Origin of the sequence: Marinobacter halodurans, from assembly GCF_004327985.1 — a bacterium.
Lineage (GTDB): Bacteria > Pseudomonadota > Gammaproteobacteria > Pseudomonadales > Oleiphilaceae > Marinobacter_A > Marinobacter_A halodurans.
Genome location: NZ_SJDL01000005.1, coordinates 1 through 16,279, shown reverse-complemented (window position 1 = coordinate 16,279; position 16,279 = coordinate 1). Strand labels below are relative to the sequence as shown.

Genomic DNA, 16,279 nt, shown 5'->3' with positions numbered 1-16,279 from the left:
GGCGGCACCCCCGGGCCCGGGGGTGCCCTCCCCCTCTAACGCTTCTTGCCCAGCAGGATCTTCCGGCTCCAGCGGTAACGCGAAGCCAGCAGGTCCACAATGATCGGGCCAACCACACCGCACAGCACCCCCACCACCAGCAGCAGGAAGGTGTCGGTCACGCCCAGTTTCTGCAGTATGATGCGCGACCCCGAGGTGCCGAACACGTGGAAGATATAGATGGTGTAGGCATAGGCGCCGATAAACACCAGCCAGCGCTGTTTCCACTGGGAGACCATCAGCAGCAGGGAAAGCCCGCAACCGACGATCAGCGACGGCAGCGACTGGGGCATGAAGCGGTGATCGATCACGCCGACCAGCGTCAGCCCGATCAGCACGGAGCAGGCCGCCGTGACGATACCCACCGGCCACAGCACCGCCGGCTGGAAGATGGCGTCCCGGAACCGGTAGCAGGCCACCCCGAGCAGGAACGACGGCAGCAGGTAGATGATCCCGGCGAAACTGAAGTAGATCGGCGGCTTCTGCCAGGCCAGATGAATGCCGCAGGCGACCGCTGCCACGACGGCAAAGCTGCGGCCGCTGGAAAGCAGCCTGGCGCCATCGAGCACCATCATCAGCAGGAAGATCCAGAACAGGGACTCCACGAACCAGAAATGCTGTACCGGGATGATGTGCAGGGTGAAAAAGTCACTGGCGGTCAGCGGCATGTTGGTTCCCGGCGCCATCGACTTGACCACCGCGAAGAAGGTTCCCACCACCAGCATGGGCACCAGCAGCCGCTGGGCCTTGCCTTTGACGAACGCCCCGGCACCCCCGCCGAACGGGCGGATGGCGTAGACGTAACCGGCCAGGAACGAGAACAGCGGCATCTGCAGGTAGTCGAAAATGTCCGTGACCAGGTGGTAGAGCGATCCCGGCTCCTGGATCTGCAGCCCTTCGTAGGATTTCGGGCCGATGACGTGGAAGATGACCACCATGAGAATGGCGAAGCCCCGCAGGGTTTCCACGTTGAGATCAAGCTGGGGTTTCGCCTGCACCCGGGCGAAGGCGTCGTTACGCTCGCCGGTGGACAGGTGGCTGGCAACCTCCGACATCGGACATTCCTCCCTTGAAAACGATTAATCGAGACCGACGACCATGCCGTCCGCAGGATCGGCGCCGGAGCGGTCCGCCAGCAGCGTCTCGAACAGCGCCAGGTAGCGGTCGATGACCGTACTGGAGAGCATCTCGTCGGAGCGTGTACGGGCGTTGAGGGTCAGGTCCGCCAGGCGCTCGGGCGTCAGCTCCGCCAGCGCGGCGCGGATGTTGTCGACAGTGGGCGAGAACACCAGGCCATCCACCTCGTGCCGCACCATTTCCGGCTGGCCGCCCAGGTTGCAGGCGAGGACCGGCAGACCATTGAGGTAGCTTTCGCTGACCACCCGCGACAGGGGTTCCTCCCAGGTGGAGGGCACGACCGTCACGTCCACGCTCGGGTAGAACACGTCCGGCGTGGTCCGGCCCAGGTAGGTGATGCGGGCATCGTCGGCGATCATGGACTCAAGACGGGCCACGTCCTCGTCGCTGCCGGTACCGGCGATGGCCAGGGTCATGTCCCGGCGATCGAGCGCGCGGAAGGCTTCGACCAACCGGAACGTGCCCTTGTTCTCGGCGACCCGGCCGATAAAGCCGACACGGATGGGGTCGTCATGCGCCCGGGGCTGACGGTCGAAGCGAAGATGGTCGCCGGGCCGGTTGTGGATCGCCGCGGTGCGTTCGGCATTGGGGAAAAAGCCCGCCTGCAGGTGATGCTGGAGCATGTAATCACTTACCCCCACCGCGGCGTCGACGCACTCGCTGTGACGACGCCGCGTCACCTCGGCCGGTCGGCAGGCGGTACAGGTTTTCTCGCAGGTGTGGCCGTTGCGGTAGCGGTTGGACCGCTGGCAGCGCAGGTAGAAATCACGGATGTTGTGGACCAGCACCGCGCCCTCGCGGCGCTCCCGCCGGATGGTTTTCCACAGCTGGGTGGAAAAGCCCAGCAGGTTGTTGGTGTGGATGATGTCGAACTCCGACAGGTCCACGTACCTGGCGGCATCGCCACCCTGGAAGATATCGATCAGGTGCCAGCGGGTGCGCTCGCTCAGCGAGCCCTGTTGCACCAGCGGAATGTGGTGGTTGTAGCTGGGCACCCGGATCACGGTCACGCCGTTGATCTCTTCCCGGTCGCCGACGCCATCCCGGGCCAGGGTCATCACGCCCACGGTGTGGCCGCGCCGGGCAAAGCCCTCGGCCAGTTGCTGCACCGACAGCTCGGCGCCGCCGACCTGGGTCGGCGTGTAGAAGGTGTTCACCATCAGGATCTTCATGACAGCTCCCCCGCCGTTCCAAGGAACCGGTTGACGGTCCGGTTCAGGTTACGAGCGAGACGTTCCCGCTCCCGGTGCACCGCCTGGGGCTTCTGTTCCCCGGACAGCACCTCTTCCAGCACGGCCCCCAACTGCGACTCGTCATAGACCACCCGCGCCAGGCCGCGGGCTTCCACCTGCTGCGCCGTGGCAATCTGGTGATCGTTGCGGTGCTCACCCAGATCGAAACGCCGCGGGACGACCACCACCGGGATGCCCTGGTCGTTGCAGGACAGGATGGTGCCGATGCCGCAATGCCCCACCACCACCTGGGCCGCGTGCAGATACTTCTGGTAGGCCTCCGGGTCCAGGTAGCGTTCGTAGCTGATGTGTTCGGGCCGGTACTCGCCCCGGCCGATCTGGGCGAAGGCCGGGTAACGCTGCTCCGGGCCGATCCAGGTGTCCAGCGCCCGCACCAGGCGATCAAAGGCCAGTTGGGTTCCTACGGTCATAAAAATCAAAACAGACTCCTCGCCGGTCTCACAGGACGCTGCCCAGGTAGACCGGCCCCCTTGCGTTGTCTTCGTCCGCCAAGTGCTCCCATTGGGTACAGCACATGTCAACGAACCTGGCGGCCATGCGGCCGGAGGTCGACAGGCACTCGGCGTTGGCGACGCTGTCCACCCAGATCACCCGGGTGCCGGTGAGCTTGGCCGCCACCGCCAGCAGCAGGCCCGGCAGGGCGCCGGTGGTGATCAGCAGGTCCGGCCGCAGGCGCAGCATCAGTCCCAGGCTGCTGCCGAGACAGCGCAGGGCGTTGAGGCGTTCGCCGGCGTTGCAGTCGGGAATACGGTAGTAGTCGGCCCCGATCGCCTCCGGCGGGGTTTCCCGGGACGTAGACACGAAACTCAAGCGCCGGCCGTCGTGGTCGAGCAGGTCGTCCAGCACCATCAGCTGTTTCCAGTGGCCCCCGAAGGAGGCGGCCAGCATCAGGTGCTGGGCTTTGGGCCGCGTCGTCGGCCGGGCGGTCTCCGCAGTCGTCATACTCTCCTCCTATGACGCCGGACGGGCGCGGCTCTGCTGATACTGGGCCAGGATGGCCTTGACCTTTTCGTCCCAGGAATAGCCCCGCACGCTGCGTTGCAGGGTCTCGCCCAGGGTGTCGTGCTCCGGCGAACGGCGGGCCGCTTCCAGAGCGGGGGTCAGGCTGCCGGGGCGAGTGAAATCGATCAGGTAGCCGCCGTGCCCTTCCACCAACGCCCGGAACGGCGGGATGTCGTTGAGGATCGGGATCAGGCCCGCGCCCATCGCCTCCACGGCGGACAACCCGAAACCCTCGAAGGACGAGGCGCTGACGAAGTAACGGCAGCGGGCCACCAGATCGGCGATGGCGTCGGTGTCGATGGCGCCGTGGAAGACCACGCTGTCCGGCAGGTTGCGGGCCCTGAGCCGGTCCAGGGTGCCGTCGAAGTCCCGTCCCACCAGGTGCAGGCGGGCGCCGGTGTCCGCCTCCAGGAAGCGGTCCACCAGCGCGTCGACGTTCTTGTGGCTGGCCATGCGACCGATGTAGACCATGTCCTCGGTGCGCTCGGCGGGCGCTGCCGGCAGGAACTTGTCCAGCGCCACGCCGTTCTCCACCAGCATCAGCCGGTCCGGATCGGGAATGATCCGGCCGATCAGTTCGTGGTCGTTGCGGCTGCAGGCGAATACCTTATCCACCTTCGCCAGCGCCCGCGGCGTGATGAAGCGGTAGAACAGCTGCTTGATGCGGGCGAATTTCTCGGTGTGGAAATACAGGCCGTGGGTGGTCAGGAACACCGAACCGCGGATGCGGTGGCGCAGGTAGATCATCTTGTCCAGCATCGAATCCACACAGTGGATGTGGAACACGTCGAAGCGGTTGACGGTGTCCAGGTCCAGCTTCAGCAGCGGGTACTGGCGAATGCCCCGGAACGGGACACGGGTGATGGGGATGCCATCCACCTCGTCCGTAGCCGGCAGTTTCTCGTTGTCGGCAAAGATCCGGTCCAGGGTCATGACTTCCACGTGGTGGCCGGCCGCCTTCTGGCGCCGCGCGATCTGCAGGACGACGTCCTGGATGCCCCCGACGGACGGGTGGAACTGCCTAACGTAATGCAGGATGCGCATGGGCTCCTCCCCGGAAATATTCCAGCAGTTGCCGGTGGTACAGGAACAGCATGACGAAATGCAGCCACACCAGCGGATAACGGATGAAGTTGTTGGACATGCAGTTGAGGATGAAATAGAGCAGCCCCAGCACCAGGAACAGGGCCACGTCCCGCTGCACGTCCAGTTTCGCGTCCCGGGCCGTCCGGTAACTGCGCAGGCCCGTGCGGAACAGCACGAACAGGACAACGATCACCACCAGCAGGCCCAGGATGCCGGAGTCGAACAGGCTGGTGAGGAACAGGTTGGTGCCGCCCCGGCCGGCGTTCATGATGCCCCCGTGGGCGTACTTCTCGCGCAGGTCCATGCGGTCCACCAGCGCCTGGATACTGCCGGCGCCGTTGCCCCAGAAGGGTTCCTGCTTGACGAAATACCAGGTCATTTCCAGGGCGAACAGGCGCGAGTCCAGGGCGCCGGAATCCTCACTGCTGTCTTCCAGCGTTTCCATGATGTTGAAACGCTCGATCAGCGAGTCCGGCACGAACGGCGCCTTGAGCTGGATCGACAGGCCCATCATGAATACCAGCACGACGCCCACGGCGATGATGCCGAAGCGCCGGCGCACCAGCAGGAACAGCCCCAGGCAGCCCAGGTAGGCGAAGGTGGCGGTGCGTCCGAACGACAGGATCAGGGACATCACGCAACCGATCAGTGCAATCTGGAAGTGCAGCGGCTGGCGAATCAGGTGCTTGCCGCAGACGGTCAGCAGCAGGGCCACATAGCCCATGAACATGGCGTGCCAGTCGGTCTCGGTGAAGATCGACTCCGCCCGCGGGAAGCCGACGGTCTCGGCGTGGGAGACCCCCAGGTCGATCCCCACGAAATAGCCGGCGATCTGGGCAAAGGACAGGGCCGCACAGAACACGCCGACGGCGATCAGCGCGTTGAGGGCCTTGATCACCCCGTTCTCGCGATCGTAAAGATAGGTGTAGGTGAGTGTCAGATAGCCCAGCAGCAGGAGCTGCCCCATGATGATCACCAGGTAGTGATGCATCGAGATGATGGTGCCGCCGATGGCGGGAATGAACAGGCTCAGCCACCAGGCGACGAACACATTGAACTCCGGTCGCCAGCGGAAGCGCCGCACCATGATGCCGTAATGGAAGGCGAGCATCAGGATCACGACGATGAACGGCTTGAGGTTCGCCATCCGTCCGATGTCGATCTTGACGCTCTCCAGGATCGTCATGAAAACGAAGAACAGCACCATGCCGTCCCGCGCCCGCTGGATCAGCAGGCGCGAACGGTAGGTGGGAGCCGCGTAGCGGTAGGGCGTGGCAATGTTCGCCGGCATGGTCGGGCCTAGTACTTGTACTGGTACACGTAGTTGCCACGCTGCTGGTTCTGTCGATGCAGCTGCACGTCGTTGAAGACGATGCCGCTGATCGATACGCCGGCCTGCTGCAGTTGCTTGGCCGACTGTTCCAGCTCCCGCATGGGATGGTTGCGGTCCTTGACCACCATCAGCGAGGTACCCGCCAGACGGCCGATGATCGCCGCATCCGTCACCGCCAGGATCGGCGGAGCGTCCAACAGCACATAGTCAAAGTGCTCGGCCAGCTCCAGCACCTTGCGGCCGAAGGATTCGTGCAGCAGCAGTTCCGCCGGATTGGGCGGCAGCTGGCCACCGGACAGCAGGTGCAACCCGGGGATCGTGGTCTTGCGTACGTAGTCCATGGGCTGGCCGTCGCGGGTGATCATCTCGGTCACGCCCTTGTCGCGGCGCAGGCCCAGCATCTGGTGCAGGCGGCCCTTGCGGATGTCCGCGTCGATCAGCAGGATGCGCTTGCCGCTCTGGGCCAGCACGGCGCCCAGGTTCATGGTCACGAAACTCTTGCCGATCTGTGGACTGGGACCGGTCATCATGATCAGGTTGTTCTTCGCCCCCAGCAGCGAGAAGTGCAACGTGGTGCGCAGGCTGCGCAGGCTTTCCACCGCCTTGTCGTCCGGCGCCACGTCCGCCAGCACGCGCGCATGCCGGGAGGTCTTGCGGTTCATCTTGGCCTGGCGGTCACTGTGGATGACGGTGGCATAGACCGGCAGTCCCAGGTTGCGCTCGATCTCGTCCGGATCCTCGACGCCGCCGCGCAGGGCGCGCAGGATCAGCACCAGCACAACCCCAAGGAAGGCACCGGTGACACAGGCCAACAGCACGATCAGCTTGCGGTTGGGCGCCACGGCGCTGTGCATGGGCACCGCGTTGTCGATGATGCGTACGTTACCCACGGTGCCAGCCTTGGCCACCCGCAGCTCCTGGGCCACCGAGAGCAGTTTGGTGTAGAGCGACTTGTTCACTTCCACATCCTGGCTCAGGCGCAGCAGTTTCTGCTGGGCCTTGGGCAGGGTTTCGGACTTCTGGTTGAGATCCGACTGCTTGTCCCTCAAACGTGCGATTTTCTGGTCGATCGCAATCATGGACGGATGCTCGGGCTTGAAGCGCTGACGCATTTCGCTGCGCTTCTGTTCCAGCTCCAGAAGCTCCTGGTCCACCTTCACGGCCCGGTCCAGCATCACCTTGGTTTCTTCATCCAGGTTCACCGACCCGTACTCGATGCGGTAATCGTTGTAGGCCTCTTCTGCCGCGGTCAGCTTCTTCTTCAGCTCCGGCAGCTGGTGCTCGAGGAACTCCAGTGACTGCTGGGCCTCGGCGGAATTGCGGGCGATGTTCTGCTTGACATAGACCTGGGAAATCTCGTTCAGGATCTCGCTGGCCTGCTGCGGATCGGTACCGGTCAGGGACAGGCCGAGGATGCCGGAGTTCTTGCTCCGCTCGTACACGGAGAAATTACCCTCGACATGCTTGATGGCGTCCAGTGGGGTCACCCGTTCCATGGTGAAGTGCGTGCCGGGCCGTGCCACCAATTCGGAGATCGAGACCTTCAGGCTCTGCTGGTCGCCGTAACGGGTCTCGGACACCCGGCCGACTTCACCATTCATCAGCAGCTTGCCGTCCGGGTCCATGACCTTGTACTGCCCGTTCTGGCCCGCCACCACGGTCAGCGGCGTGCCGACCAGGCTGTCCGGCACCTCCAGGTTGTCGAGGGTGATGGACTCACCACCCCAGGCGTACTCCCCCATGCCGAACATCGGGTCAGCCAGCCCCTTGTTGTGCTTCTCGAAGTAACGCGCGTAGGCCGATCCGACCACGGGCATGTAGTCGGGCCAGGCGCTGTATTCCAGCCCCAGGTTCTTCACGGCCGTGCCCAGCACCATCCGCGACTTGAGGATTTCCACGTCGGCGACAATGGGCGGCTCCTGCGACATCAGCGACGATGGGTCGCTGCCCAACTGGCGCAGGCCGATGGGCTTCTGTTGCTCGATCTGCAACAGCGCATCGGTCTGGTAGACCGGCGGCGCCGTGACGGCGTAGCCGATCCCCACCAGGGTCGCCAGCAGCGTCACCAGCAGGATCAGTCCCTTGCGCTCCATCAGGATGGCGAAGTAATCCCCCAGCCTGATGTTCTCGTCACCCAGCGTGTCCTGATGCAATACCGGCATGGGCGCCGCTTGCGCCTGCCCTGCCGCCCCGGGACGCTCCGAGGTAAAGTTATCCGAGTTCTGCATCGTCATCCCTGCCTATTGCCGGTTATTGAAAATCGGGTACTTGGTGTTACTGGCCGATTCAAGCGTGGTCACGGTGTTCATCAGGTTGCTGACAACACGGTTCCAGCGCACGATGCCCGCGGTTTCCACGTAGACTAGGTCGCGTCTTTCCAGTTGGAAGCGGTCCGCCAGCAGCATGGCGTCGACGGAACTGGCGTCCAGGTGGAAGATCTTCGGTTCCGGCCCCGGCCGCAGCACGAAGATCTGGCCCGGATCGGATGTCGCCGGATTCACACCGCCCGCATCGCCCAGGGCCTGTGCCAGCGTCTTGCGGCTGTTCTCGATCTGGTAGCCGCCGGGATAGACCACCTCGCCCATGACGAAGACCTTGTCGTTCTTGATGTCCGGGATGCTGACCACGTCGCCGTTCTTGAGCATGAAGTCCGGGGGCGTCTGGGCGTCCTCGTACAACGCCTGCAGGTCGACCCGATAGGTCTTGCCGTTGCGGCTGAGGGTAACGTCGCGCTTGTCCGCCAGTTCGGTGAAACCGCCGGCGCGGTTGACCATTTCCAGCAGGGTCGGCGGGACATCGTCGATGGTCTGCACACCGGGCGCTTCCACCTCACCCACCACGTAGACGCGCTGGCTGCGGTAGGACACCACGCGCACGTCCAGCTGGATGTTCTCGATGTAGGGATTCAGGGCCACCGTCAGTGCTTCGCGGATTTCCTGGATGGTCTTGCCCTTGACGTAGAGCCGTCCGGCGTACGGGAAGAAGATGTAGCCATCGCTGTCCACCAGGTTGCCGGCCTGTTCGGCCGAGCGGAACGAGCCGGCCGGGATGGTCAGTTCCGGGTGCTCCCAGACGGTAATGGACAGGACGTCCCCCGGGCCCACCTGGTACTGGTAGTTGGTCTTGGCGACGTTGCCGTCCGGGGAAATCGAAGGCACGTCCCGCGGCTGGTTGGCCATCGACGCAATCAGGTTGGCGGTGATGGGCTGGACCTGCACCTGAACCGGTGATTTATCCTCGTCGGTACGCAGCGTCACCGAATCGGGGACCCCGGTCCCGGACATCTCCATCCCCGGCGCCACGGCGCAGCCCTGCAATACCAGGGCCACGGCTGCCACGCCCCACAGTCGTCGATCAAACATCATGTCGCGCAACATACGCTCCTTCCCTACTGAAACATTGAAAACGGGTTCGTGCCGGTACCGGTCAGGCGTCGGCCAGCGCCACCGACAGTCGCTGCACCCAGTCCGATGAGCACTGGCTCAGCAATTGATAGGACGCCTCGAACAGCGAGTAATTGCCCCGGTAGGGGTCGGGCACCTGCACACGGCGCCAGTGGCCGATCAGGAAGACCTTGCCCCGGGCTTCGGGGAACTCGCTCTCGATGTACTGCTTCTGGAAATCCTCCATCACCAGGATCAACTCGGCCCAGGCGATCATCTTCCAGGCCACGCGCTGACTCCGGTGCGAACCACCATCCAGGCCATTGTTCTGCATCACCCGCAGCGCGTTGGGGTCGGCGGGGCGGCCGTCGATGGTGGCAATCCCGGCCGAACGCACCTGCACGTTGTTCATGCCCTGGCGCTGGAAACCGTCACGCAACATGACCTCCGCCATCGGGCTGCGGCAGATGTTGCCGACGCACAGCACAAGCACACGGGAAATCGTCATCGCCGAACTCACGTCAAACACCCCGGCCCACTCAGTAGGCCTGTTGGCCGGTGAAGCCACGGAAGATGGTCCACCAGATGATTTTCAGGTCGAGCCACAGGGACCAGGCGCGGATGTATTCCAGGTCGTAGTCGATCCGGCCGCTCATCAGGTCCATGGTGTCGGTCTCACCGCGGAACCCGTTGATCTGGGCCAGACCGGTAATGCCCGGTTTGACCTTGTGGCGCAGCATGTAGCCCTGGATCTGGCCGCGGTAGTACTCGTTATGGGCCACCGCATGGGGACGCGGGCCGACGATGGACATGGTGCCGGCCAGCACATTGAAGAACTGGGGCAGCTCATCCAGGGAGGTGCGGCGCAGGAACGCGCCGAACGGTGTGATCCGCGGGTCGGACTTACGCGCCTGGGGCACGTCCGGACCGTCCTCGCACACGCTCATGGAGCGGAATTTCCAGACCTTGATCTTCTCGCCGCGCATGCCGTAACGGGTCTGCTTGAAGAACACCGGTCCGGGCGACGACAGCTTCACGCCGATGGCGATGATCAGCATGGGAATCGCGATCAGGGTCAGGATACCCAGTGACAGCACCACGTCTTCCAGGCGCTTGCTCCAGCCATGATCCACCAGCGGCGTATCATAGATACTCAGCGCGGGGATGCCCTGGATGCCGGTCATCCGCGAATGCAGCAGGTTGAAGCTGAACACATCCGGAATCAGGTAGACCGAGACCGTGGTGTCGGCCAGGCGGTCGATCAGCGCATGGATCCGCTCTTCGGCCCGCATCGGCAGGGTGACGTAGACAATGTCGATCTTGCCGTCGCGGGCATCGCGATAGAGCTGCTCCAGACCGCCCCTGACATGCACATCGTCCCCCTCGAGCCGGCGGGCGGGGTCTCCGGCCGGCTCGCGGTCGTCGTAGTAACCCACCACCCGGTAACCCATCCAGGGCACGCCCTGCATGGACTGCACCAGCCGGCTGCCCAGCCGGTTGGCACCCACCACGGCCACGCGCCGGGGCTGGGTGCGCTGGGCCCGGTACAGGGACAGGAATTCACGCCGCGCCCAGTGCAGGAACACCATCACCAGCGGCGTCAGCGCGATCCAGGTGAGTACGGCACTCTGGTCCACCACCTGCACCAGCCCCAGCAGCAGGGCCACGGTAAACGTCACCATCGCCGTCGCGGCCCAGGCACCCAGCAGGCGATACGCCAGCTTGGGTGTGGAGAGCCCCCGCCACATGTAATAGACCTCGTTGCTCTCGGCGAAAAAGCCGAAGGCAAGGACCGCCAGCATGCCCAGGAAGGTGTAGGTATTGCCCCAGGCGGCACCGGTCAGGTTCAGCACACCCCAGAGCATGAAGAGAACGAGAAAGCAGTCAAATGCGCGAAAGAACGCCAGGATCCGGGAATGGTGCAGCCTGATCACTGGCGGCTGCCGATCCATCACCACGGATTGCGGCGTAACGTCTTTTAAATGGTGCCCACCCATAACGCCCCCTCCATGTGCTTTTAGGTCTGCACTCCAGGAACTTCCGAAGATCGCACCTGTCCTTTACGCCTAGGGAGACAGATCCTGACACCGTCCATATCGGTGCCTGTCGCCCATAACGTCAGACAGGAATCTCGCAGACGTTCCTGGAGTTGCGGCTGCATAATCCAGACCAGACAGGCCAGCACAATCTTGTTTTGGGGCAGAGTGTCGCTGGCCGGCTGATCTCCCGGGCCTTGTCGGCTGAGGCCATTTACGTTGCGCGAGCACCCACTAACCGGTCAATGTAGGCAGCGTAGGCATATCGCAACTGTTAAACGATGCAAAACGGCGCAAAGCCCCGTCCCAGGCGCCCCAAAAGCATGCAATAAAGGCCATGAAGATCAGGCTACAATGCGATGAAATTCGCGTAAGGAAGATGTAACGCGAAAAAAGCTGCGGAAATGGCTGCAAAAGCGTAGCCTTGGGCGTAATTTTGGGCACCTCTATGCTTTTCCCGGGCCCCTCACCCTGGCGATCCACCCCACCCTGTTGCCGACGGTCGAACGACCCCATCGCCCGTCACGAGCCTGTCGCCAATGGCGCTACGTAACTCTTGCCGCATAGAGCCAAACCGACGGTTTGCTCCAGGCGACGTTCGGACGATTGACGCTTGCCTGGCTTCCGGCGAGGATAGGCGGACCGGGAAACAGGGGCCTACCAAAAAACAGACACGCCCATCGGGCACCCAACCGTCCGACTGCGTTCCCGCCCTCCTCGCACAGGCACTGGAATGCGCTCCGTCACAGATGGAGCAGGCTTGCGCCTGCCTGTTATCGGGCCGGCCCATACAGCGACTGTAAGGAGTCACGCACAATGTCAGACACCCCCAGCATCCTGATCGTCGGCGCCGGCGCCATCGGTAGTTTCTACGGCGCCATCCTCAAGCGCGCCGGTTGCCCGGTCAGCGTCGTGATGCGTTCGGAATACGACGCCGTGAAGGCCAACGGCATCCAGATCGAGAGCGAACTCGGCGACCTCTCCTACCGTCCCGACCAGGTCTATCGCGACGGCGACTCGCCGGAAGCCGCGCCGGACTACCTGATCCTCTGCGTGAAAGTGCTGCCGGGCGTGGATCGCGCAGCCCTGATCCGCCCCTGGCTGGGCGCGAACACCCGCATTGTGCTGATCGAGAACGGTCTGGATATCGAGCGCGAGATTGCCGACGCCTTCCCGCAGAACCCGGTGATCAGTTGCCTGGCCTTTATCGGCGTCAGCCGCGTCGGCCCGGGGCAGATTCACCACAACTCGTACGGCCGGCTGGTGATGGGGCAATACCCGAATGGCATCAGCGAGGACTGCCAGAGGCTGTCCGACCTGTTCAACGCCGGGGGCATCAACGTCAAGCTGACCGAAGAGGTGGTGGGCGAACGCTGGCGCAAGTGCCTGTGGAACACACCCTTCAACCCGCTGTCGGTGCTGGCCGAAGGGGCGGACACCGACACCATCCTGGACAGCGACGGCGGCGAAGACCTGATCCGCGCACTGACCGAGGAGGTGATCCAGGTGGCCGAGGCCGACGGCTACCCCATGGACCGCTCGATCATCGACAAGCAGATCGCCGGCACCCGCAAGATGACCGCCTACAAGAACAGCATGGCACTGGATTACCTCAACGACCGGCCCATCGAACTGGACGCGGTGTTGGGCAACGTCGTGGCCATCGCCAGGAAACACGGCGTGGCGGTGCCGCACCTGAACACCATGTTGGTGGCGCTGCGCATGCGCGAAAAACTCAAGGTGAAGGAAAGGTCGTAAGTCGCGTTCACGCGAGTCTCGCACTGAGATGCCTTTACTCCGCGTCAGGCTCGCATGCGCCCCGGCGCCTTTTCCCCGGCGTAAACCTGCGCGTAGATTTCCGTGACCGGCCGGGTCGGCTGGGCGTCGATCAGTGCCTGTACCCGTTGGCTCAATCGCTTGAGCTCGTCGCTGGGCCGGGCTCTTTGATCTTCAGGCAAGGGTTGGGACCAGGCCTCCATCGCCGGAGGCAGGGACCGGTTCAGCAATCGCTGGAGCTTGCGGTTCTCCCACTCCACCATCCGGTTGGGCAGGGTCCAGAAGGTCATCACGTGGTAGAGGTACCAGAAAAACGTGTAGATCCAGCCCACTTCGCCGGCCTTGCGGCGACGGCGGACGTTGCGCCGGGCGGCGTGGAAGAAGGCCACGCCTTCCTCCTTGGGCGCATCGTCCCCGGTCATCAGCTCGCCGTGGGGCTGGATCTCTTCCAACGTATTAACCTCATACTCCATGTAGGCGCGCAGGGCCTCCCAGGTGCTGATCGATAGCGGCAGGCCATGGGTCGGGAGCTCCAGGTTGAAGCGCTCCCCGGTCTCCGGGTCCGCTTGAACATGCCCGACTGGGCCGGCTGTACGCGCCAGGCGGAGATCGACAGGCGACAGGGCTCGGCTGTCTGCAGGCCGAGACTGTTGACCAGGGCCGTGCGCGGCCAGGCCGATATATTCAGGGCCACCGCGTCTGGCTCACTGTCATCGAAGGGGCACTAGATTGGAACTGCCGTCTCGGGCCGCTGCTTCCGGTAAACCTCCATGTCGACTTGCCCCAACTTCGGCGTTAATTGGCAGCGCCGTTGGCCCCAGGGGAATTGCGCCTGGACCCTGGCCAGTTCGGCACCTTCACTTACTTTCCAGGCTTCCAGATCGAGATCTCGCCAATAACGGGGTGGGCGGTTGGTTTTTCGGTCGTACTCGGCCGTAACGGGGTCCAGATGGCGAAACGGCTCGAATCGAGGCATGTCGGGAATGGGCTGTGAGACATCCATAAACCGTTGCAGCATGTCCCACAGTGCAAGAACCTCATGTTTGCTGGCTTCGACGCCGCTGAGCCAGGTTTTGTTGAAGATCTTGCCGGTGTAGCGATGGACAAACATCAGCCGGTAGAAGATACCGCCCCGCTGGACGACCCGCTCGACGTAGGCATCAAACTCGATAAACGGCGCTTCGAAATAGCGACCTTTGCCCAGAGCGAACTTGGCTTGGCCGGTGACGCGATTGAATTCGCTCATACCGTCAGCGAGGGATTTGTCGACCTTTTTCTGGAGGAATTTCTCGAAAGGCTTGATCAAGGTTCCAATGCCCTTCTCCATTACCCAGTTTGTTGTCAAATAGACGAGATAAAGAGACAGGGCAAGATAGCCAAAACCTCCAACGACTAGAGATATAGCAAGCAATATATCTGGAGCCTCGACGGTATAGGTAAGCCAATCCATAGTTTCTAAAAACAATAAAAACAGTGTGACAAAAATGGTGGCAACCCAGACAAATGGAACTGCGAGAGCGAGTGCCTTGAGTCCCAGCTTATTATTAATGAAGCGGATATGTTCATTAGTCCAGCCCCACCATTCGTCTTTATAAAACTCCTTATCCTCTGCCTCGCAGGACTGAACATCAGTCACGTCTGAGATAATCTTTTCGTAGGGATTGACCATGGCGTAGTCTCCCCAAGGTTGCAGCTCATCTCCGGCCCGGCTTCGCTTTTTGCTGTCGGGCAAGGGCGGAATAGATTCCGAGCTTAGCGCTTGATCCGCGTATCTCTCAGTTTTCTTGAGAGTCATACTTCAACCTCTGTGACAAACCAGTACGGTACCGAGACATTGGAATGTGGGTTCCAAAAGCCACGTTCTTTCGGAGGCGCATGGCCATGAGTCATGGGATCGTAAGGTACGAATGATTCAAGTATGGGGGTAGGATACACGAGCGTATCCGCTTCCGATGCAATGGCTGCTTGCACGGCAATGCGAACCGTCGTTTGGACGGATTGCCTATAGGGCCAGCTGTTGAAGGCGCTCTCCTTGATGTCGCGCTTGACGAGGAAACGGACGGCATTCTGTGCTGGGAGGGGCTGGCGAGCCGTGACCCGGGTGAGATTTGTCACGTGGGACTGGGTTTCCTGACGAACAGTGCCAACGCCATCTGGGCCTGTCACCTCGCTCTCGGTATAAGCAACTTCCTGCACCATGATGCTAAAGGGGCGCACGGGCTCTCCCGGGCGGCATTCCCCAAGGTGGCGGAGTTGGCTGACCAGAGGTGTTGTCAGGGTGACCACATAGTCGTCTGGTTGTGGAGCATAGTTCGGGTTGCTGTGCGTGAGCAATGGGTTCGGTTCAACATCGGCGTAGCATTGCACCGTGGCTTGTACCGGGTTCAATAGGCTCAGTAGCTGACCGTAGTAATCCACATCAGATGGCATGGGGTCGAAGTCAATTGGGTGGGCGCCGAGGGGGCCGTTCTTGAGAAGGCGTTCGAAATCGTCATCTTTCGCGTTGTCTGCGAATAATGAACCGCCTATCGCCATGCTGATCCCAAGTACCGCCCATCCCCAGCCGGGAATGGCCAAGAGTCCGGCCATTAATGGGGCTGCCAAGAAAATGCTGCCGCCGGCCATGGCGACAGCATGCCCTGCCGCCGCGTCATTATCACCCAGTGATAGGCTGAGCCGCATATCCCAAGCACTAACACCTACACCTATTACGCCTGCGGTAAATGAAGCTAGGCCAACGGTTTTAACGAGCGTAGAGGCTCCTGCTTTTAGCAGTCTAGCTCCTATCAGTGGAACTCGTTTCATATCGAATAGGAGGCGATTCGATATGCGATAGAACTTTGACGTACTTGTGAGTTCGTCTCCCGAGATCTGCGCAGTAACAATTCGAAGTTTCATGGCGGCCGCTGACAGGTCGATAATCGCTGCAAACACCTTTGTTGCTGGTAGCGCTGTTCCCTGATTGCCATTGCGGGCTTTGAAATAGGCATTTATCTCTATAAATAGATTGAACGCGGCTAGTGCTGTCAGGCTTTTGGATACAGCAGGCCCATCAACAATACTCCCAACTCTTTTGGCAAAGTCCACTTTAATCAAGCTGAGCTTCCGCGCCTCAGGGTGACCCGAAGGAACAGCAAACACCCAGGCGTCCATCGACACCTGCTTGATCCCTTCCTCAATCGCTTCGGCGGCCTGCCGAGTACTGGTGGAACCGGTAACCTCGCCGCTTTCGTT

The 16,279-nt window shown here is 62.2% G+C and carries 14 protein-coding genes; 1 reads left to right on the top strand and 13 read right to left on the bottom strand.

Annotated features, from left to right (window positions below; translation table 11 throughout):
* Positions 1-35 precede the first annotated feature (35 nt).
* The 10 genes from EZI54_RS04310 to EZI54_RS04265 form a co-directional block, all read right to left on the bottom strand.
* Positions 36-1,094: an acyltransferase family protein gene (locus EZI54_RS04310; protein ID WP_131479411.1), complete on the bottom strand. Its 1,059-nt coding sequence runs from the start codon at positions 1,092-1,094 to the stop codon at positions 36-38.
* Positions 1,095-1,118: 24 nt separating this feature from the next.
* Positions 1,119-2,348, bottom strand: coding sequence for a glycosyltransferase family 4 protein (locus tag EZI54_RS04305; RefSeq protein WP_131479409.1), 1,230 nt, complete (start codon positions 2,346-2,348; stop codon positions 1,119-1,121).
* Entirely contained in the window at positions 2,345-2,839 is a 495-nt protein-coding gene (locus EZI54_RS04300) for a glycosyltransferase (protein WP_131479407.1), read from the bottom strand. The genes EZI54_RS04305 and EZI54_RS04300 overlap by 4 nt, the downstream gene beginning before the upstream one ends.
* Positions 2,840-2,867: 28 nt before the next feature.
* Positions 2,868-3,371 carry a glycosyltransferase family protein gene (locus EZI54_RS04295; RefSeq protein ID WP_131479405.1) on the bottom strand — a complete coding sequence of 168 codons (504 nt, stop codon included), beginning with the start codon at positions 3,369-3,371 and terminating at the stop codon, positions 2,868-2,870.
* Between the two features lie 9 nt (positions 3,372-3,380).
* On the bottom strand, positions 3,381-4,475 hold the full coding sequence (locus EZI54_RS04290; protein ID WP_131479403.1) for a glycosyltransferase family 4 protein: 1,095 nt from the start codon (positions 4,473-4,475) through the stop codon (positions 3,381-3,383).
* On the bottom strand, positions 4,453-5,808 hold the full coding sequence (locus EZI54_RS04285) for an O-antigen ligase family protein (protein ID WP_131479401.1): 1,356 nt from the start codon (positions 5,806-5,808) through the stop codon (positions 4,453-4,455). The genes EZI54_RS04290 and EZI54_RS04285 overlap by 23 nt, the downstream gene beginning before the upstream one ends.
* An 8-nt stretch (positions 5,809-5,816) precedes the next feature.
* Positions 5,817-8,078 carry a polysaccharide biosynthesis tyrosine autokinase gene (locus tag EZI54_RS04280; protein ID WP_207389142.1) on the bottom strand — a complete coding sequence of 754 codons (2,262 nt, stop codon included), beginning with the start codon at positions 8,076-8,078 and terminating at the stop codon, positions 5,817-5,819.
* 12 nt (positions 8,079-8,090) lie between these two features.
* A complete protein-coding gene (locus tag EZI54_RS04275; protein ID WP_207389141.1) occupies positions 8,091-9,215 on the bottom strand; it encodes a polysaccharide export protein in 1,125 nt (374 codons plus the stop codon).
* A gap of 61 nt (positions 9,216-9,276) precedes the next feature.
* A complete protein-coding gene (locus EZI54_RS04270) occupies positions 9,277-9,741 on the bottom strand; it encodes a low molecular weight protein-tyrosine-phosphatase (RefSeq protein ID WP_131479397.1) in 465 nt (154 codons plus the stop codon).
* A 31-nt stretch (positions 9,742-9,772) separates the two neighbouring features.
* Positions 9,773-11,230, bottom strand: a complete 1,458-nt coding sequence (locus tag EZI54_RS04265) for an undecaprenyl-phosphate glucose phosphotransferase (RefSeq protein ID WP_131479396.1) — start codon at positions 11,228-11,230, stop codon at positions 9,773-9,775.
* A gap of 855 nt (positions 11,231-12,085) precedes the next feature.
* Here EZI54_RS04265 and EZI54_RS04260 point away from each other — a divergent pair.
* Positions 12,086-13,027 (top strand): ketopantoate reductase family protein, encoded by a 942-nt coding sequence (locus EZI54_RS04260; protein WP_131479394.1) that lies wholly within the window; start codon positions 12,086-12,088, stop codon positions 13,025-13,027.
* 44 nt (positions 13,028-13,071) lie between these two features.
* On the opposite strand, the gene EZI54_RS04255 is transcribed toward EZI54_RS04260, so the two are convergent.
* The 3 genes from EZI54_RS04255 to EZI54_RS24365 form a co-directional block, all read right to left on the bottom strand.
* Positions 13,072-13,518 carry a hypothetical protein gene (locus tag EZI54_RS04255; protein WP_207389151.1) on the bottom strand — a complete coding sequence of 149 codons (447 nt, stop codon included), beginning with the start codon at positions 13,516-13,518 and terminating at the stop codon, positions 13,072-13,074.
* Positions 13,519-13,769: 251 nt separating this feature from the next.
* A complete protein-coding gene (locus EZI54_RS04250; protein ID WP_131479390.1) occupies positions 13,770-14,840 on the bottom strand; it encodes a hypothetical protein in 1,071 nt (356 codons plus the stop codon).
* On the bottom strand, positions 14,837-16,279 hold a 1,443-nt coding region (locus tag EZI54_RS24365; RefSeq protein ID WP_207389140.1), incomplete at its 5' end, for a hypothetical protein. The genes EZI54_RS04250 and EZI54_RS24365, both read right to left, overlap by 4 nt.

Coding starts and splice junctions, on each gene's coding strand:
- EZI54_RS04290 (WP_131479403.1), bottom strand. CDS start 4,475: ATGCGCATCCTGCATTACGTTAGGCAGTTCCACCCGTCCGTCGGGGGC.
- EZI54_RS04250 (WP_131479390.1), bottom strand. CDS start 14,840: ATGACTCTCAAGAAAACTGAGAGATACGCGGATCAAGCGCTAAGCTCG.
- EZI54_RS04260 (WP_131479394.1), top strand. CDS start 12,086: ATGTCAGACACCCCCAGCATCCTGATCGTCGGCGCCGGCGCCATCGGT.
- EZI54_RS04295 (WP_131479405.1), bottom strand. CDS start 3,371: ATGACGACTGCGGAGACCGCCCGGCCGACGACGCGGCCCAAAGCCCAG.
- EZI54_RS04255 (WP_207389151.1), bottom strand. CDS start 13,518: ATGGAGTATGAGGTTAATACGTTGGAAGAGATCCAGCCCCACGGCGAG.
- EZI54_RS04275 (WP_207389141.1), bottom strand. CDS start 9,215: ATGATGTTTGATCGACGACTGTGGGGCGTGGCAGCCGTGGCCCTGGTA.
- EZI54_RS04270 (WP_131479397.1), bottom strand. CDS start 9,741: ATGACGATTTCCCGTGTGCTTGTGCTGTGCGTCGGCAACATCTGCCGC.
- EZI54_RS04305 (WP_131479409.1), bottom strand. CDS start 2,348: ATGAAGATCCTGATGGTGAACACCTTCTACACGCCGACCCAGGTCGGC.
- EZI54_RS04285 (WP_131479401.1), bottom strand. CDS start 5,808: ATGCCGGCGAACATTGCCACGCCCTACCGCTACGCGGCTCCCACCTAC.
- EZI54_RS04310 (WP_131479411.1), bottom strand. CDS start 1,094: ATGTCGGAGGTTGCCAGCCACCTGTCCACCGGCGAGCGTAACGACGCC.
- EZI54_RS04300 (WP_131479407.1), bottom strand. CDS start 2,839: ATGACCGTAGGAACCCAACTGGCCTTTGATCGCCTGGTGCGGGCGCTG.
- EZI54_RS04265 (WP_131479396.1), bottom strand. CDS start 11,230: ATGGGTGGGCACCATTTAAAAGACGTTACGCCGCAATCCGTGGTGATG.
- EZI54_RS04280 (WP_207389142.1), bottom strand. CDS start 8,078: ATGCAGAACTCGGATAACTTTACCTCGGAGCGTCCCGGGGCGGCAGGG.